At 44.9% G+C, this 18,315-nt stretch carries 19 protein-coding genes and 3 pseudogenes; 16 read left to right on the top strand and 6 right to left on the bottom strand.

The features are described from left to right. Positions 1-105: 105 nt before the first annotated feature. The 5 genes and pseudogenes from bioF to bioD all read left to right on the top strand — a co-directional run bounded on the left by bioF (position 106) and on the right by bioD (position 3,572). A pseudogene (bioF, locus tag A9E74_RS02255) lies at positions 106-1,277 on the top strand (8-amino-7-oxononanoate synthase). After that, a complete protein-coding gene (locus A9E74_RS02250) occupies positions 1,267-1,842 on the top strand; it encodes an alpha/beta fold hydrolase (protein ID WP_245652015.1) in 576 nt (191 codons plus the stop codon). The pseudogene bioF and the gene A9E74_RS02250 overlap by 11 nt, the downstream one beginning before the upstream one ends. Then, entirely contained in the window at positions 1,800-2,024 is a 225-nt protein-coding gene (locus tag A9E74_RS14625) for an alpha/beta fold hydrolase (RefSeq protein WP_245652014.1), read from the top strand. The genes A9E74_RS02250 and A9E74_RS14625 overlap by 43 nt, the downstream gene beginning before the upstream one ends. Continuing rightward, positions 2,017-2,916 carry a malonyl-ACP O-methyltransferase BioC gene (bioC, locus tag A9E74_RS02245; RefSeq protein ID WP_069295037.1) on the top strand — a complete coding sequence of 300 codons (900 nt, stop codon included), beginning with the start codon at positions 2,017-2,019 and terminating at the stop codon, positions 2,914-2,916. Before A9E74_RS14625 ends, bioC begins: the two co-directional genes overlap by 8 nt. Beyond that, complete coding sequence (gene bioD / locus A9E74_RS02240; RefSeq protein ID WP_069295036.1) at positions 2,916-3,572, top strand: dethiobiotin synthase; 657 nt, start codon at positions 2,916-2,918, stop codon at positions 3,570-3,572. The genes bioC and bioD overlap by 1 nt, the downstream gene beginning before the upstream one ends. Before the next feature lie 3 nt (positions 3,573-3,575). Here the strand turns inward: bioD and A9E74_RS02235 are convergent, their stop codons facing one another. The 3 genes from A9E74_RS02235 to A9E74_RS02225 all read right to left on the bottom strand — a co-directional run bounded on the left by A9E74_RS02235 (position 3,576) and on the right by A9E74_RS02225 (position 6,457). Continuing rightward, on the bottom strand, positions 3,576-4,235 hold the full coding sequence (locus A9E74_RS02235; RefSeq protein ID WP_069295035.1) for a glutathione S-transferase: 660 nt from the start codon (positions 4,233-4,235) through the stop codon (positions 3,576-3,578). An 80-nt stretch (positions 4,236-4,315) separates the two neighbouring features. Beyond that, positions 4,316-4,912: a PilZ domain-containing protein gene (locus A9E74_RS02230; protein WP_069295034.1), complete on the bottom strand. Its 597-nt coding sequence runs from the start codon at positions 4,910-4,912 to the stop codon at positions 4,316-4,318. Positions 4,913-5,047: 135 nt separating this feature from the next. Further along, positions 5,048-6,457 (bottom strand): PhoH family protein, encoded by a 1,410-nt coding sequence (locus tag A9E74_RS02225; protein ID WP_069295033.1) that lies wholly within the window; start codon positions 6,455-6,457, stop codon positions 5,048-5,050. 305 nt (positions 6,458-6,762) lie between these two features. Here A9E74_RS02225 and A9E74_RS02220 point away from each other — a divergent pair, with 305 nt between their 5' ends. Beyond that, on the top strand, positions 6,763-7,653 hold the full coding sequence (locus A9E74_RS02220) for a mechanosensitive ion channel domain-containing protein (RefSeq protein WP_069295032.1): 891 nt from the start codon (positions 6,763-6,765) through the stop codon (positions 7,651-7,653). 147 nt (positions 7,654-7,800) lie between these two features. After that, complete coding sequence (locus A9E74_RS02215; protein ID WP_069295031.1) at positions 7,801-8,841, top strand: DUF2235 domain-containing protein; 1,041 nt, start codon at positions 7,801-7,803, stop codon at positions 8,839-8,841. 17 nt (positions 8,842-8,858) lie between these two features. On the opposite strand, the gene A9E74_RS02210 is transcribed toward A9E74_RS02215, so the two are convergent. Next, entirely contained in the window at positions 8,859-9,116 is a 258-nt protein-coding gene (locus A9E74_RS02210; RefSeq protein ID WP_069295030.1) for a hypothetical protein, read from the bottom strand. Between the two features lie 160 nt (positions 9,117-9,276). Here A9E74_RS02210 and A9E74_RS02205 point away from each other — a divergent pair, with 160 nt between their 5' ends. Beyond that, entirely contained in the window at positions 9,277-10,230 is a 954-nt protein-coding gene (locus tag A9E74_RS02205) for an arsenic resistance protein (RefSeq protein WP_069295029.1), read from the top strand. Between the two features lie 104 nt (positions 10,231-10,334). Beyond that, a pseudogene (locus A9E74_RS02200) lies at positions 10,335-10,847 on the top strand (exopolysaccharide biosynthesis protein); the annotation flags it as partial. A gap of 37 nt (positions 10,848-10,884) precedes the next feature. Here the strand turns inward: A9E74_RS02200 and A9E74_RS02195 are convergent. Next, positions 10,885-11,949 (bottom strand): Vgb family protein, encoded by a 1,065-nt coding sequence (locus tag A9E74_RS02195; RefSeq protein WP_245652012.1) that lies wholly within the window; start codon positions 11,947-11,949, stop codon positions 10,885-10,887. 176 nt (positions 11,950-12,125) lie between these two features. Here A9E74_RS02195 and A9E74_RS02190 point away from each other — a divergent pair, with 176 nt between their 5' ends. From A9E74_RS02190 to A9E74_RS02170, 7 genes and pseudogenes are all read left to right on the top strand, one after another. Continuing rightward, positions 12,126-12,848 carry a ZIP family metal transporter gene (locus A9E74_RS02190; RefSeq protein WP_069295028.1) on the top strand — a complete coding sequence of 241 codons (723 nt, stop codon included), beginning with the start codon at positions 12,126-12,128 and terminating at the stop codon, positions 12,846-12,848. A 320-nt stretch (positions 12,849-13,168) separates the two neighbouring features. After that, complete coding sequence (locus A9E74_RS02185) at positions 13,169-14,026, top strand: hypothetical protein (RefSeq protein WP_069295027.1); 858 nt, start codon at positions 13,169-13,171, stop codon at positions 14,024-14,026. Between the two features lie 289 nt (positions 14,027-14,315). Beyond that, positions 14,316-15,185 (top strand): DinB family protein, encoded by an 870-nt coding sequence (locus tag A9E74_RS02180; RefSeq protein WP_218104272.1) that lies wholly within the window; start codon positions 14,316-14,318, stop codon positions 15,183-15,185. Between the two features lie 23 nt (positions 15,186-15,208). Next, positions 15,209-15,301, top strand: a pseudogene (locus A9E74_RS15040) (SUMF1/EgtB/PvdO family nonheme iron enzyme); the annotation flags it as partial. Between the two features lie 51 nt (positions 15,302-15,352). After that, complete coding sequence (locus A9E74_RS14475) at positions 15,353-15,625, top strand: SUMF1/EgtB/PvdO family nonheme iron enzyme (RefSeq protein ID WP_245652011.1); 273 nt, start codon at positions 15,353-15,355, stop codon at positions 15,623-15,625. Then, positions 15,625-16,653 (top strand): L-histidine N(alpha)-methyltransferase, encoded by a 1,029-nt coding sequence (gene egtD / locus A9E74_RS02175; RefSeq protein ID WP_069295026.1) that lies wholly within the window; start codon positions 15,625-15,627, stop codon positions 16,651-16,653. The genes A9E74_RS14475 and egtD overlap by 1 nt, the downstream gene beginning before the upstream one ends. Positions 16,654-16,746: 93 nt before the next feature. Next, entirely contained in the window at positions 16,747-17,619 is an 873-nt protein-coding gene (locus tag A9E74_RS02170; protein ID WP_069295025.1) for an ADP-polyphosphate phosphotransferase, read from the top strand. A 23-nt stretch (positions 17,620-17,642) separates the two neighbouring features. On the opposite strand, the gene A9E74_RS02165 is transcribed toward A9E74_RS02170, so the two are convergent. After that, positions 17,643-18,113 (bottom strand): Lrp/AsnC family transcriptional regulator, encoded by a 471-nt coding sequence (locus A9E74_RS02165; protein ID WP_069295024.1) that lies wholly within the window; start codon positions 18,111-18,113, stop codon positions 17,643-17,645. Positions 18,114-18,315 lie beyond the last annotated feature (202 nt).

Raw genomic sequence — 18,315 nt, 5'->3', positions numbered from 1 at the left:
CATAATTAACTGGATGCTCTGTGTGGTCTTGCCGCACAGAGCATTTCACTTAAAGGCAATCGCCTTTTCAATTGCTTCACGTAGCTGATTTATCGAGGCGCTTTCGTGTCACAACTTCCCTGGCAATCACAACTTCAACAAGCTTTAAAAGAACGACAAGCTGCTGGTTTGTATCGTCGCTCGCGGTTGCGTGATGGTGAACAGGGTGTTGAGGTCGTCTTGGATGGCCGTAAATTGTTGTCGTTCAGCAGTAATGATTATCTTGGTCTGGCAGCACATCCCACTTTAAAAAAAGCCTTTACCGACGCATTGGATCGCGAAGGCGTGGGCAGTGGCGCCGCTCATTTACTGACCGGACACAGTCGTTATCATCATCAGCTTGAAGAAGCCTTGGCAGAATTTACCGGACAACAGCGAGTTCTGCTGTTTTCCACCGGCTATATGGCTAATATCGGTGTGATTGATGGATTGCTTGGTAAAACGGATGTGCTGGTACAAGACAAATTGAATCACGCCTCATTACTGGATGGTGGCCGCCTTAGCGAAGCTCAGCAATTACGTTATCCCCATGCCGATATGGCTTTATTACATCAACGTTTGCACACTGCCGCCAACTCCCGAAACAAACTGATTGTCAGTGATGGTGTGTTCAGTATGGACGGGGATATTGCGCCATTACCTGAAATCATGGACTTGGCCGAACAGCACAAAGCAGGGGTGTTGATTGACGATGCACACGGTCTTGGAGTGCTTGGCCAAAACGGCGGCGGTGTTATCGAACATTTTGAATTAACACAGCAAAAGCCGATGTTAGTCGGCACCTTTGGCAAAGCCTTTGGTACGGCAGGGGCTTTTGTTGCAGCTGACGAGGTGGTGATTGAAACTCTGGTACAACAGGCTCGCAGTTTTATCTACACCACAGCACAGCCACCGGCTATCGCCGCAGCGACATTGGCGAGTCTGAAACTGATTAAACAGGAAAGCTGGCGGCGCGATAAATTACAGCAACTTATCAAACAACTGCGGGATGGTGCGACTCAATTAGGTTTACCGTTAATGCCCTCACAAACGGCGATTCAACCGCTGCTTATCGGCGATGACAAAAAAGCCTTAAATTGGGACAGGATCTGGAACAACAAGGCATTTTAGTGGGCATTATCCGTCCGCCGACAGTACCGAAAAATACCGCCAGATTGCGTATTACCCTGTCTGTTGCACACGAAGCCGAGCATATTAATAAATTACTCGATGCACTGGAGCTTAGTTATGTTCATTAAACGGGTTGGCCAGGGGCCGGATCTGGTAATGGTGCATGGCTGGAGTATGCATAGTGGTGTGTGGCAGCCGCTTATTGAATTATTGGCAGACAAGTTCACTTTGCATTTGGTGGACTTACCGGGCCATGGTCAATCCGATTGGCAGGCTGAAGCACTGCAAATAGAACCACTGTTAGCAAAGCTTGCCGACAGTCTTCCGCTGACTGCTCATTGGCTGGGTTGGTCGTTGGGCGGGCAGTTGAGTCTGGCATTTGCTTCACGCTATCCGCAACGTGTTAACAAACTTATTCTGCTGGCGGCCAATCCGAAATTTGTTACCTCAGATGATTGGCATTGTGCAATGGATGCAGCAGTTTTTGCAGTGTTTGCCGGTCAGCTCGATCATAATCAACGGGAAACCCTGAAACGTTTTGTTATGTTACAGGCGCGTGGCGCGGAAGGTAGCGTGATACAATTCAGCTGCTGGCAGAGCAAACCGCCGATAATGTCGCCCACCCAGAAGCACTACAGGCCGGATTGGATTTGCTGGAAACACTGGATTTACGTACACAGTTGGCACAATTAACGTTACCGGTGAAATGTATTTTCGGTGAGCGCGATCAGTTGGTACCGATAACGCTGGCGGAAAATTTATCGAGTCTAAACAGTACTATTTCAATTGATCGTATTGCCGGAGCAGGGCACGCACCGTTTATCTCCCGACCACAGTTGTGTGCCGATAAAATCAGTGGGTTTTTGCATGACTGAGCAAACTCTGCGACCGGAAAAAAGCCGGGTGGCGCGGGCCTTTGGTAATGCTGCCAACAGTTATGATGATGTGGCGATATTGCAGCGAGATACTGCCGATGAAATGCTGGAGCGTCTGGATCTGGTCAAAATCACTCCACAGCAGATTCTGGATTTGGGTACCGGTACCGGACGTAATCTGCATTTGCTGCAACAGCGTTATCCGGCGGCCCAGCAAGTAGCATTAGATATTGCACCGGCTATGCTTAAACAGGCGAGACAGCGTTATCGTCAAGATCTTGGGTTGCGGCGCTGGTTACCTGGTCAGCAGACCCCTATTTTTATTGCCGGTGATGCCGAGCAATTACCGTTAGCCGATAACAGTGTGGATCTGGTTTATGCCAATCTAGCCTTGCAGTGGTGTGATTTAACCGCTGCGTTTGCCGAGATACAACGTGTGTTGCGTCCCGGTGGTTTGTTAATGTTCAGCACGCTTGGCCCTGACACTCTGCAAGAACTGCGTCAAAGTTGGGCAGCAGTAGACAGCTACCCGCATATTAATGTGTTTCTGGATATGCATGACGTGGCAGAAGCGATGTTTGCTGCTGGACTCAGTGATCCAGTACTGGACAGTGATCGGCATAGTCTTTTGTATAACGATATTATCGGCATGATGCGCGATTTGCAGCAGTTGGGGGCGCGCAATGTCAATCAGGGACGGCGCCGTGGTTTGACCGGCAAAAATACGTTAAACAAAGTCAAAGCCGCCAGTGAACAATTCCGGGTCAATGGCCAACTTCCGGCCACTTATGAAGTGATTTATGGCCATGCCTGGGCCGGTGAAAATTCTTTGCAAATGACCGAAGAGGGATGTGTGCCAGTCAGCCTCGAAAAGTTGAGAAGCAAGCTCTGATGACCACGCATGTATTTGTTACCGGTACCGATACTGAAGTCGGTAAAACCCGTATCAGTGTTGGACTTATAAAGGTCTTACAACAGAAGGGCCTAAGAGTCGCGGCAATGAAACCGGTAGCCAGTGGTTGTGAATGGCAGGATGGTCAGTTGCAAAATGAGGATGCCCTAGCCTTAAGCCAACAGGCTGATGTCAAATTACCCTATTCACAGATCAATCCTTACGCCTTTGAACCGGCGATTGCGCCACATCTTGCAGCAGAGCAAATCGGTCAAAGCATTTCTCTGGATGTCATTGAAACGAACTTCGCTGCTATGAAATTACAGGCGGATGCCATTGTAGTAGAAGGGGCTGGTGGTTGGTTGGTGCCGCTGAATGATCAGCAAACCATTGCCGATCTGGCTAAAGCATTACAAATACCGGTGGTGTTAGTGGTTGCCATCAAACTGGGCTGTATTAATCATGCTTTGCTGACGGTGCAGGCCATTGCAGCTTCTGGCTTGAAATTGGAAGGCTGGGTGGCCAATGACTTTTTGCAGGATCCACAATCCACAGCAATCATTCAAAGTCTTACAAAGCGAATTGCCGCGCCATGTATGGGGATTGTACCCAAACTGGCAGCTGATGAAGATGCCAGTTTTTATCTGAAGCTGTAATGTTTATAAAGCGACAATAGCTGGAAAATAGGTCGCCGCATCACCATCCTGCCAAGGTGGGTATTTGAGCATAATGCGTTTGAACAAACCTGACTGTAGAAATTCATTTAGCCAGTGATGCAGGTTTGGATAATCCGTCTGACTGAACCAATCCCAATCGACCAGAGCAAATTGTCTGATAAATGGCAATATCGCATAGTCTACCAAGGTCATTGAATCTGCCACTAAGCCTTTGCGATGAGTCAGCCGCTGTTCCAGTGTGGCTAAAAACTGTTCACCTTGTTCACGGTAAAACTGCTGTGAATGTTCCGGATACCGATCGGCGTATTTATAACGATCCAAAGCTTGTTTGAAGCTGACGTCATTTTCCTGAATCAGCATAAAAGATTCATTGCGCTGATCATCATCCAGCGATTGCCAGATGGCATGAGATTCTGCTGCCCACAGCATGATATCCAGACTTTCTTCCAGCACACTATTGGTATTTTGCAACAGAACCGGCACAGTGGCTTTAGGTGAAATTTCCCGTAATTTAGCTGGTTTGTCTTTCAGCACTACTTCACGTATTTCAACCTGACAACCTGTAATGGCAATGGCCAGACGAGCACGCATTGCGTAAGGGCAACGGCGAAAACTATATAAGATGGGTAGTGTGGTCGTCATAAAAAACGATCTCTTTTGTTATATAAAAAGAGACAGTATGAAAAGCTGTACGTTCGATAAAAGTCAGCAAGAAGTTTTGGTTAAATTTGTTTGCTATTGCGTAGCTCTTCAGCCTGACGATTTAACGTGTGTTTCACCAGAATATTACGATCGGTTTCACTCATATGGGTAAACGCCATACGTAAATAGAAGCTTCTACCCTGAATGCTTTGCATTAACTGGTCGCAGGCAATCACCTTGGCAATCGCACGGATATGCAGACCGCCAGGCAACAACTGCATTCTGATCTCCATGGCAGAACGAGCTGGAAAAGCACTTTCTGTCATCAAGGCTATACCACCAGCACTAAGATTAACCTCAGTTGCCGATTCGGGGTTGAGTGGGGTATGTAATAACTGAACATTCTGTGCCAGCAAGCTGACTTTTTCATCCAGCATTCTCAATGCCCTGGCAACGTCTCTATCGGTATGACCAATTTGATCGACCAAGTGGTTAAAGCTTTTTTGAATGGACGTCATTTGTTGGGTTAATTGGCCCGTTTCAGGAGTTGCATCAATAATCGCCTCCCCGATTTGCTCAGCCTCTTCTGTGCTGAGCGGAATAACAGACATGACCAGACGATCATTTATCCGAAAAAAGGCCCGGCGATCGGCACCTGAAAGGGTTGAGTCACTCATCTTTTGTCATCCTGTCTGATCATGATTCTGTCATTGAATCATTAAAATGGTCGGGGTGTAGTGCCTATATAGCCCAAAACATAAGCGTCACGCAAAGAAAACTCTGCGTGACGCTCGTTTTAATGCTGAAACAGATTACAAGTTTTCTGAAGCAAAGTCAGCCAGACGTGAACGTTCACCGCGCATCAAGGTGATATGACCACTATGCGGCCAGTTTTTAAAATGATCGACCACGTAAGTCAGACCCGACGTGGTCTCACTCAAATACGGTGTATCGATCTGCGAGATATTACCCAGACAGACAATCTTAGTACCCGGACCTGCACGGGTAATCAGTGTTTTCATCTGTTTCGAGGTCAGGTTCTGCGCTTCATCAATAATAATGAAACGATTGAGGAAGGTACGGCCGCGCATAAAATTCAATGAGCGAATTTTGATCCAGCGCTGCAGTAAGTCATTGGTCGCCTGCCGGCCCCAATCCCCGCCATCAGTTTTGTTGAGCACTTCCAGGTTATCCATTAATGCGCCCATCCACGGCGTCATTTTTTCTTCTTCGGTGCCCGGCAGGAAACCGATATCTTCACCCACCGGAACCGTGACACGGGTCATGATGATTTCACCATAACGTTTATGTTCAATACATTGGGTTAATGCAGCAGCCAATGTCAGCAATGTTTTACCGGTGCCGGCCTGACCCAGCAAAGTGACAAAATCGATTTCTGGATCCATTAACAGGTTCAATGCGAAATTCTGTTCGCGATTACGCGCGGTTATGCCCCAGACGGAATGATTTTCACGCCGATAATCATGAATTAATTCAATATCCGCAGTGGTGTCATTGCTATTACGCACCACAGCTTCAATCGCACGTTCTTCACCGGGCGAATAAATCAACTGATTCGGATACCAGTCTTTGACCACCTCACCTTCTACCTGATAGAAGGTACGGCCATCTTCGGTCCATGATTCTAGGCGGTTCAGGTCTTCCCAGAAATCGGCTTTCAGTTCACTGGAACCGCGATATAGCAGATCCACATCATCCAGAACTTTATCGTTGTAATAATCTTCGGCGCAGATACCTAAAACCGTGGCTTTAATACGCAGATTAATATCTTTGGAAACCAGAATAACATTGGTATCAATTTGAGCTTGTTGCAGATTGATAGCAACTGCCAGAATGGCATTATCAGCCAGTTGGCCGGGTAATTCTTTGGGTAATTCACCGGCCATTTGCCGGGTTTGGAAAAATAAACGACCACTGGCTTGAGGCACATCACTATTGATAACACTTGGCAGCGGAATACCTGAATTAATCGCATCGTTATCAGCAGCTTGTTCTAACAAATCATCGAGAAAACGACTGACCTGGCGCACATTACGGGATACCTCGGATAAACCTTTTTTACCTCTATCGAGTTCTTCCAGAACCACCATTGGCAGGAAAATATCGTGTTCATCAAAGCGGAAGAGAGCGGTGGGGTCGTGCATCAGCACATTGGTATCAAGCACAAACAGACGTTTTGTCGCGTCGGGTCGTTTAATCATTCGGAGTAGATCCTCTTGTTGGATTGACGTGCCTGTGACTGATTATGATCGAAGAACCGGCGTCTGCAAAGGGTGCTGACGGGTTTTATTAGAGTAAATCAAATAGGTCATTGAATCGGATATAAATAATTCCAATCACGGATTTGTTTCAGACGAATTTTGTTGGAAAGATAAGCTTTGATAAAGACATTCCGGGCTTTAATTCGTGATCAGCATTCTGTTATGTGGCATAAGCGTGATGACTTATGATTGGGTGTAATATTGCAGACTAATTGGCAAATCTTTTAAGAAAACAGGCTGTTTAAATGAACGAAAAACTTGGACTTTCACAGGAAACCTGGGCGTTTTTTCTGCCGATCATCAGTTTATTTGGCAGTACTTTTATCCTGCTGATAGTGGTATTGGTATTGAATTCATTAGCTTCTCGGTTCATTCGTCGCACTGTTGATGCCACCGAATTACGTCGTAAATGGCTGGTACAGACCCGTAACGGCATTATTCTGTTGTTCATACTTGGGCTCATTTTAATCTGGGGTGAAGAGCTTAGAACTTTAGCCTTATCAGTTGTGGCTATTGCTGTAGCGTTTGTGGTCGCTACTAAAGAACTGATTTTGTGTGTAACGGGTTCATTGCTGAAAACCGGTGCTGGTTCTTTTGATATCGGTGACCGAATTCAAATCAGGGATTTTCGGGGTGATGTTATTGATCAGACCTTACTGGCGACCACTATTCTGGAAGTAGGGCCTGGCAAACTGACGCATCAACGAACCGGTCGTATGGCAGTGATTCCCAATGCTTTATTTGTCTCAGAACCGGTTATTAATGAAAGCTATACCCGGCAATATGTTTTGCATGTGTTCACCGTGCCTTTTAAACGTACTGATAAATGGCAGGCAGCTCAACAAGCCTTGCTTGCAGCGGCAGCCAAACATTGTCAGCCCTATCTGGAAAACGCCCGGCTGTACATGCAAAGACTCAGTGATGAAAGAGGTTTGGATGCCAGTTCAGTTGATCCCCGTGTCACCATTCAGGTTCCAACCGCCGCTGAAATTCATCTGGTGGTGCGTTTTCCGGTACGGGCTTCTCAACGCAGTTATATTGAACAACTGATTCTCTCTGAGGTGTTCACCGAAGATTTTTCGGGTAAAGGAAAAAGTACTGAGGAAGAAGCAGAAGAGGAAGAAGAAAAAGCCTAACAAAGGTTCTGTCAGGTTGGTGTTTAAGATTTTGATTTAAAAGTGGTTCAGGTTTAATGTCGCAAATGGTGGCATGCGCAGTTAGCGTGATGAAACTGTTTAACCTAACGCTTTTCTGCTTGGTAAAACGACCTACGGAGTGCGCTGATGACAAAGCGGATAGTGGTTTGTGCAGACGGTACCTGGAATCGACCGGAAAAAGACCTGGCCAAAGATTTCCCAACCAATGTTCTACGAATGGCACGAGCAATCGATCCACGAGGCTCTGACGGCATCACTCAGCAAGTCTTCTACGATTGGGGTATTGGCTCTTATTATGAACAGGTGCTGGGTGGTGCGACTGGTAAAGGTCTAAACAAAAACATCATGGACGATTACCGTTATATCGTTCAGAACTATCAGCCGGGTGATGAGATCTTTTTGTTTGGCTTTAGCCGTGGCGCCTACACTGTTCGCAGTTTAAGTGGTTTGATTTACAACTGCGGCATTCTCAAACGGCCCGATGCCAGACTGATTGAAGAGGCGTTCGAACACTATAAAAAACCCGGCTACAGCTATGCACCAGATGGCGAAAAATCCATTGCCTTTCGGGATGTGCATTCACATAAAAGTCGGAATATTAAATTTGTAGGTGTATGGGATACCGTTGGAGCATTAGGCATTCCCATTTCGTTTCTAGGTTTACTCGATAAAAAAGACGAATTTTACGATACCAAGATTGGCCCCAATGTCGATATAGCTCGTCATGCAATGGCAATAGATGAGGTGCGTTCGGATTTTGAACCGACTATTTGGGACCCTCGTGAAAAGCTGGATCTTAAACAGGTCTGGTTCGCTGGCGTGCACAGCAATATCGGTGGCAGTTATGCGCCGGATAAACAAACCGGTGGTTTGTTATCCGACATCCCTCTGCAATGGATGATGCAACAAGCTGCACAAGCCGGAGTGGTGCTGGAACCCCATCTTAAAACTAGTTTAAATTGTCGATATGATGCGACTTTGCATAATTCTCGCAAACATATTTACCGTTCGAAAAGTCCTTTATACCGGCCTATTGATCACAACAAAGGCGATATCCTGATTCACCAATCGGTGAAACAACGTTGGGATAACGATAAAGATTACCGGCCTAAAAATCTGTTGGAATTTTTAGAGAACAATGCCGGCTGGCCTGAGTTAGTTAAATAGTCTGACGACTTAAACATTTACTCCTGATATTTAGGCTTATCGGTATTGTCATCTTCGTCGGTGGTTTTATCATCATCAACGGTATGATCGGTAACCGCTGTGCCGGCTCCAGACTGATCACCTGTTTGAGACTCTTCTATGGTCACCGTTTTCTTTCCCTGTTCACTGTCGATTTCAATTTGTTTGCCTTCGACATCATCTCCGGCAAATGTCGGACTCAGAAAACACAGAGAAAACAGAGTGGCGAGAAGTGCTTTATTGAAAGTGGTTTGCATAAGTTGGCTCCATACGAAAATTCATTAGGGTTATCTACTGCCAAGTAACTTTTAAATCATAATGTGTTTAAGTGCGTTAACTTTAGTTAATCGGCTTGAAAAGCCTTTGGCACGATTGTGACACACATAAATTTCAGTTTGTTCAGGAAGGATTAATACGTTGACCCGCTTAACCTTGGAAAAAAATCAGCTGTTTATTTATCTGCTGGCAATATCGTTAGGCGTAATTTTGGGTATTAATGCACCGCAAACCAGTAGTTTGTTGGGAGTTATGTTGTGGCCGTTGCTTGGGCTTTTGCTTTATGCAACGTTTACTCAGGTGCCATTAATTCATTTGCAGCAAGCGTTCTACCAACCAAAATTTCTATTGGCAGCGATAACGGGAAATTTTGTATTCATTCCTCTTATTGTGGCGGGACTGATGTTGGTTGCCCCAGATAATCCTGCGGTGCGTTTAGGAATTTTATTGGTGTTATTAGTTCCGTGTACCGACTGGTTTATCACGTTCACACAACTGGGGCGCGGTGACTCCAATCTTGCAATAGCGTTTTCTCCCATCAGTTTGTTGTTACAAATTATTTTGTTGCCGTTTTATTTATGGTTGTTTTTAGGCCATGAGATAACAATCAGTTTGGCGCATCGGAATATGTTATGGGCTTTCGTCGGATTGATTATTTTTCCTTTATTGCTGGCATGGTTCACACAGAAGTGGGCCGACAGTCATGCTCTCGGTGAAAAAATCATCCATAAATTAGCTTGGTTTCCGGTGATATTACTGGCAACAGTGCTGTTTATCATTTCAGCAACTCAGGTGAATGTCGTCAGGGGCTCAGTGAGTTTATTGGCGAACCTGCTACTCATTTTTATATTGTTCTTAGCCATTGCAGCTTTAATTGCCAAGCTTTTATCCAGGTTATTACAACTGTCATCAACACAGGGTAGGGTATTAGCATTCAGTTTCGGCAGCAGAAATTCATTTGTGATGTTGCCGCTGGCGTTAGCTTTGCCCGTCGGGTATGAGTTGGCAGCGGTAGTCATCGTATTTCAATCATTAGTCGAGTTGCTTGGTATGTTGATATTTCTATGGTGGGTGCCGAAACATCTTTTTCCCTGATGACAGGCTCTAGCTAAATGGGTAAGGAACAAAAGGTAAGTGATCTCGAACAATTATTCGATTGCATAGGTGAGGCTGCCGAGTAAAAAAACGGCGAAAAGGTTTCCATCGATTTGATTATGGATATGATTGGTCGCCGTTCTTTTGGCCCCATGTTGCTGGTGGCGGGCTTGGTTATATTAGCTCCGGTAATTGGTGATATTCCGGGGGGGCCGAGCATTATGGGCATGTTTGTTTTTTTAATTGCCGTTCAGCTTTTAATCGGACAGGAACATTTCTGGTTACCCCATTGGCTGTTGCAACGGGCTATTTCCAGCGAAAAGCTGGCTACTGCCGTCAAATGGTTACGAAAACCGGCAGGTTATATCGATAAACTTATTCGTCCGCGTTTACTGGTTTTTGTAAACGGCACAGCCAAATATATTATTGCAGTCGTCTGTATTCTGATTGCGTTGATGCTGCCGTTTATGGAGGTCGTCCCGTTCAGTGCCAACGCCGGAGGTCTTGCCTTAGTGGCATTTGGTCTGGCCTTGATTGCCAAAGACGGATTACTCGCACTGCTGTCGTTTATTCTTACCGGTTTAACTGCGTCGCTAATAATCAGTAATTTATTTTAATACCGTTTTGAACGACCCTTATCTCTGACAGTGTCAGTCAATCCGGCACTACCGCTCGACCAATAGTATGTGCATCGGTGCCGAACCAAATGGCATTGCTTTCTTTATCAAACACCATATGTCTTACCGTTTGCCCGCCTGAAGGCACCTCATCAATCGCAATAAATTGTTCAGTTTTGCTATCAAAACCGATAAACCTGTTGGGTTGTAAACCGGTTTCGACATACCAGATACGATCCTGATTATCGACGGTCATCGCATATAAGCCTGCTGATTCACCACCGGGTGTCTGCCATTGCTGCATGGATTTATCCCGCGGATTGTAGACACCGACATAACCAACATCGGCATCCACCCACCAGACACGTCCGTCCGACGTTAAACCGATTCGACGAATAATGCTCTCTTCATTGGGAGTGTTAATGATTTCCAGTTGCATGGTTTGTGGATCTACGGTGCCAATGGCATTACTGCCCATAAAGGCAATCCATGGACGATCTTGTTTATCCATCACCAGCCCGTAAGGACGCATATTGTTACCGGGCACTTCAATGATGTCGACCTCACCCGATTCAGTGTTTAAGGTACCGATAAAACCAGCTTTGCCTGAGCGCTGAACGGTAAACCAGATATTGCCGTCGGAGGTCCAGTCCATCGTATGTGGATCGTTGACACCTTCCGGCATCTCATAACGAGTCACCTCACCGCTGGCAGGATCCAATCGACCGATATGTTTATCTTTATTGCCGGCATACCAAGGATAACCCTGATTATCGACAATGACTGTATGTGGGCCTGCTTTGGGAATTTCGTAGCGTTGCATTTCGCCTGAGACTGGATCTAATCTGGCGACATAATCACCAACCTGACCAACAAACCACACACTGCCATCCGGGCTGACATAGGGATCTCGAGGCCGGGTATTCTGCCATTCAACATTCCACTCGTAGAAATCCAGAGAAACCCTGTCAGCTTCATTTACGATATTTTTATCATTGGGTGAATCAGCCATAACCAAGCTACTGATAATAAGCCCTGTTAGTGTCGTCAGAAAATAGGCCATAAAGCGATGAAATTGAGCTGCCTGTTTAAGTGTTGTCATCTTTGTTCTCCATGCTTTTGGGGTGATGAGTTTCAATGATTGACATGTGTATGTGATAAAAGTGCTGATTAATTAATGATTTAAATATTCAAAGCCGGCTTGGTATGGTGTAGCAAATCTGGCTAATATCGAAAGTATTAATAAACAGCATTCTCAGCAAGTGGTGAAGGCAAACAATGGACAACACAACCGTTCTGCAGATTGTATTACTCACAATGGCCGCCGGTATCTGCATCCCTGTCGGTGGTTTTGTGGCCAGCTTTGAGCGGGTACATTCACAATGGCTGGAAAAAGAATTAAGGCACTTCATTATCGCTTTGGGGGGCGGCATTTTGCTGGGTGCGGTAATGCTGGTGCTGGTTCCCGAAGGCCTGGAGAATATGGGGGATTCTGTTTGGAATATTTTGTTTATTGTCGCTGGTGGCCTGGCTTTTTTCTACATAGAACGATTGCTCGGTTTGCACAAAAATGAATCTCCCCAGCTCATGGGCATGATATTGGATTATGTGCCGGAAGCTATCGCCTTAGGCGGTTTGATGGCACTGAACCCGGCTTCAGGACCTTTACTGGCATTGCTGATAGGATTACAGAATCTACCCGAGGGTTTTAACGCCTATCGCGAGCTAAAACAGCACAACAGGCACAGTAATGTGCTTAGCAAGATGACATTGTTTGTTGCGCTTGGTCCGATAGCCGGAGTGGCGGGCTATTTCTTTTTATCTGAACACCCCGGCATACTCGGGGCGATTATGCTGTTTGCCTCGGGTGGCATTCTGTATCTGGTGTTTCAGGACATTGCCCCTCAGTCAAAACTCGCCAGACACTGGGCTCCACCTTTGGGAGCGGTGTTCGGTTTTTGTCTGGCCCTGTTCAGCCATCTGTTGCTGAGTCATTCCTGACCATTATCTGCATAGTAATGATCACCGAAACGTCGCGAGATGATTATTTTTCGTGAACTTTAACCTATGTAATATCAGCCGACTGCTTTGGTTGCTACCTTGAACTTCGTAGTGTCTTTGAAAACTCTTTCAGCACTGACACTACGATACTTTTCCTCAGCTCACAAATGTCGAAAAGTATTCGTTGTAATTCTGTTTTATTCAATTGTCTGAATGGCATTTCAGGCGTTTAAAAAGTTAATTTCTGGGCATAACTGCCTAGGTGATTTTCCTCAGAAAAAGCAAATCCGGATTTGAAAGCAAATTAAAAGGAAAGCGATATGGAAACTCTCTCAGCAAGCAACAACAGTAGTGTGTCATGGGCAGCGATTTTTGCCGGGGCGGTTAGCGCCGCAGCCATGACATTGATAATGTTAATCCTCGGTTTTGGATTAGGTTTTTCCGTTATTTCACCTTGGCAGAATGAAGGTGTGAGTATGGAAGCCATTGGTTGGTCAACCGTTATCTGGTTAACCTTCACCCAAATCGTTTCAGCAGGACTCGGTGGTTATATGGCCGGTCGTCTTAGAACTCGCTGGACGGATATCAATATTGATGAAATTTATTTCCGTGACACGGCCCATGGCCTTATCAGCTGGGCAGTAGCCACGCTTCTGGTCGCAACATTAATACTCTCAAGTATTGGTGCAGTCATCAGTGGCTCGGCCAAAGCAGGAGCTTCTTTAGCCGGTGGTGCAACTTCGGCCGCACCAATGATCAGTGATGCCGTATCCGAGTCATCGGATTACGTTACCAATGCGCTTTTACGTACAGCCCCAGGTGCAGAAATTGAACAACGTGCTGATAGGGATGTTCGTGATGAACTCTCCACAATTGTGGTGCAGGCATTGCGTGATGGTGAGCTGAACGAAGACGACAAACAATATGTTGTCGGCTTGGTAGCAAACTACACCGAGCTGAATGAAGCTGAAGCAGAGCAACGTATTGATGAAGTGATTGCCCGAGCTCAACAAGCAGCCGCTGACGCTGAACTTGCTGCTCGTGAAGCGGCTGATGCTGCATTGACCAGTGCTACTTTTGCCTCGTTATGGTTGTTTATCGCTTTATTGATTGGTGCATATATCGCCAGCTTTATGGCTACGGTTGGCGGTCGTCAACGTGATTCAGTTATTCATTAATCCATTGATGACATTAAGCATCTTTTAAGGAGAAATATTATGCGATCTATTCTTTTATGGTTTTTAGGTGTGCCAATTCCAATCATTATTCTGTTGGCCATCTTGTTGTAGTTATCTGGAAAAAGGTGTGCGGGGTCGTTCACGACTCCGCTATCTCAAGTAAATGGTGGTCATCTCAACCCAGCAAGCAATGTGTTTGCAGTTGAGGACTTCAGTTCTCAATTTAACCAGCTAATCGCGACATTTTAAAGGTCAGGTGGTTGATAAAACCCAATATGGAGTTGAATCAATGACAAAAAAAAATGGAGTAACAGAGCAGAATTTTAACGGACAAATTGACCAGGAAATCGACAGATCTCTTCAGCAGGTATTTGCAGATGTCCGCCAACAAACGGAACAGATTTGTGCCAATTTGCTCACTGAAGATTTCGTGGTTCAACCCGCCAGCTTTGTCAGCCCACCCAAATGGCATTTGGCCCATACATCATGGTTTTTTGATTGTTTTATTTTAGAGCCGCTCAATATTGCTCAAACCAAAAAATCCTCGCAATACCATTATTTATTCAATTCCTACTACAAGAGTCAGGGAGCACATTGGTTGCAGACCAACCGGGGGCAATTGTCTCGTCCTTCGGTGAAGGAAATCATGAGCTATCGTCAAGGTATAACTGAGGCGGTTATTGAGCTTTTTGAGTCAAACTCGCTCTCTCTGAAACAATTAGAGGTTATTGCCACTGGTATTCAGCATGAACAGCAACATCAAGAATTGTTGTTGATGGATATTAAATTCATTCTTGGAAATCATCCTTGGCCGGATGCTTATCAACAAATAGCTGATACCGATAAGTTCTTACTGCCAGCAAGAGCATTAGGTTGGCTGGAATCGACAGAAAATATTTCGTTGTTCGGTGCACGGATAGATGATTTCTCTTTCGACAATGAACGACCACGCCATCGCCGCTGGATTAGCGGTTTTCAATTATCTGATCGGCTTATTAACAATGGTGAATATCTCGATTTTATGACTGATGGCGGATATAGACGACCTGAGCTATGGCTTAGTGATGGATGGGACTGGATACAGGAAAAACAAATCACCCATCCCTTGTACTGGCGTAAAAAAATCAAAATTGGGATGAATACCATCTCTGTGGTTTAGGCCCATTAAATACAAATTTACCCGTCAGCCATATCAGTTTGTATGAAGCAGATGCCTACGCGAGATGGATGGGAGCAAGGTTACCCACTGAGTTTGAGCTTGAGGCATATAGCTCTCGTGATAAAGAGCTCTTTAAATATGAAAAAGCTTTTTGGGACCCCAGTGAAATGGTATATCCAGCCCCTGATCGGGCCTGTGATGAATTTGATACCGGGTTACTCTGGCAATGGACCAGCAGTGCCTATTCGCCTTATCCCGGTTATAAAACAATCAATACAGCGTTAGGTGAATACAATGGCAAGTTCATGGCCAACCAATATGTTTTGAAGGGTGGTTGTGTGGCGACACCCAAAAATCATCTACGCGCTAGTTATCGTAATTTTTACCGTCCTTCAGATCGTTGGGCATTCACTGGTATTAGGTTAGCAAAGGATCTTTAATGAGTTATCTGGTTTTAGATTCGTTACGACATCAAACGCAAGACGTCCTGAAAGAGCAGTTTGCCTTTGATGTATTAATGGGCTTTTCCGCGCCATCGAAATTTCTGCCGAGTAAATATTTCTATGACGCTACAGGTAGTCGGCTCTTTGAACAGATCACCGAGTTGGAAGAATATTATCCAACTCGGTGTGAGTTTGAGATCCTCAACAAGGTTGGCGGTGAGATTGCTGAATTTATGCAGGGCAAGCCTTTTGAAATAGTCGAGCTGGGAGCTGGGGACGGGCGTAAAACCAAGGTTTTGCTTAGCCAGCTGTTAAAACTTACTGATCAATTTTCATACATTCCGATTGATATTTCGGAAAGCGCCATGGCCGATCTGGATGATTCCTTGAAGCAATCCCATCCGTCGCTGACCACGCATGGCATTGTCGGTGATTATTTCGCCAGTATCCGTCATCTGGAAAATACTTCTGACCGCCGAAAACTGGTGCTGTTGTTGGGATCAAATATCGGAAATTTTGATTTTCCAAGCGCCAAACGGTTTTTACACAGTATCTGGAAGTGTTTGAATCACAATGATTTATTATTGATGGGCTTTGATCTGAAAAAAGATATTGAAGTATTAACCCGAGCTTATAACGATAAACATGGCATTACTCGGGATTTCAATTTAAATGTGCTGACACGGATAAACACCGAGCTGGATGGTGAGTTTGATATCCAACGATTTACCCATCATGGAATGTACAATCCGCGGCATGGGGCGATGGAAAGTTATCTGGTATCCCTTGAGCATCAGGAAGTGCATATCGGCGCATTGGAAAAAACCTTTGAATTTAATGCCCATGAAGCGATCCACCTTGAGCTTTCTCATAAATACCTGTTATCCGATATGCAGCATCTAGCCGAGCAGACCGGCTTTAGCGTATTAAAAAACTGGCAGGATTCGCAATGTTATTTTGCTGATGGGCTGTGGCAAGTCAATAAAGACTTCCCTGAGAAAGATTTCTCTAGATCGGAATATTAGAGTATTTGAAATTTGTTCTTTGAGATTTTCAAGCGTTTAATAAGCAAATATTTCAGGTAAAAATGTCAGTCTAAACCTTCAAAGGCTATAAAAATGAAGCTTAATATCAGCGATTTTCAGGCATTGCCAGATAGTAAGGTGAAACTGAAAAAATGGCCTACTACAGTTGACCCGTTATACAGCTCAAAGAAAAACTACCAAAAATTGCTGCAAAAAAATGTCGAGGCATTAAGTGACTTGCAACATAAGCTTTACGCTGATAATCGTTTTTCAGTGTTACTGATTTTTCAGGGCATGGATGCTGCTGGCAAGGATGGGGCGATAAGACATGTGATGTCCGGTATTAATCCGCAGGGGTTTCAGGTATTCAGTTTTAAACAGCCCAGTGACAATGAGCTGGATCATGATTTTTTGTGGCGAACAGCACGTTGTCTGCCTGAACGAGGCCGCATCGGAATTTTTAATCGCTCTTATTATGAAGAAGTGCTGATTGTAAAAGTGCATCCTGAGTTTCTGGTAAATCAACGCTTAGCGGAAAAGTTACCACCCAAGCAAGCCTTTTGGCGTGAGCGCTATGGTTCAATCGTTGAGCATGAAGCACATTTGCATCGTAATGGTACCCGAATTATTAAGTTCTTTTTGCATCAGTCCAAAGATGAGCAGGCCAGACGTTTTATGCAGCGAATTGATGATCCGGATAAAAACTGGAAACTCACTACCGCTGATATCGAACAACGTGAATACTGGGATGATTACGCCAAAGCCTATGAAGACTGTATCAATGCTTCAACAAGCAAAGAAGCGCCTTGGTTCATCGTGCCAGCCGATGATAAACAGAATGCCCGGCTGATTATTTCGGAGATATTCTTAAAAACACTGAGCGATTTACCATTGGCTTATCCTCAAGCGACCGATGCACATAGACAGGAATTACAGTCTATTCGTGAGCATTTAGAAAAATCCTGAAAACATAACGCTTACCAAAGCGGTTAAATTAGCGGTAACGCCGTCGATTTAATCGGTGACTTCATCACAAACGAGGTATGCACACCGGTCACGCCTTCAATGCGGGTGAGTTTCTGCAACAGAAACTGTTGATAGGCATCCATATCCTTAACAATCACTTTCAATAAATAATCGGCTGTCTGTCCGGTAATTAAATGACACTCCAACACTTCCGGATAGCTGGCGAGTTTTTCTTCCAGGCCACTAAAACGTTCCGGCGTGTGTTTATCCATACTGATACCGATAAAGGCCATCAGCGTCAAACCGAGTTTGCGAGCATTCAATAACGCCACATAACCATCAATCAAACCGTTTTCTTCCATTTGTTTGACGCGTCTCAGTGTTGGAGAAGGCGAGAGGTTAATGGCTTCAGCCAATTCCTGATTGGAAATTCGTCCCTGCTTTTGCAGGATATCGAGAATCATCTGGTCATAACGATCCAGTTTTTCAGTCATTATTTACTCCAATAATTTATATTAAAAGCATTTTATGCTTTAAAAATTAATTTATCAGCAATTATATTTGTTATTGAGGTGATTTTAGGCAACTTTAGCAATTTAATTCTGCAGCTGACTCTCTATACTATTTCACATGCCTGAACCGGTAGCGTTATGAGCCACAAGCTTTGTTTAACGCAGTGATCTCAAGTTCACCACA

The sequence above is a fragment of the Methylophaga muralis genome (assembly GCF_001720165.1).
GTDB lineage: Bacteria > Pseudomonadota > Gammaproteobacteria > Nitrosococcales > Methylophagaceae > Methylophaga > Methylophaga muralis.
Note: the sequence above shows the minus strand (reverse complement) of the source record. Positions and strands in the feature narration are given on the sequence as shown.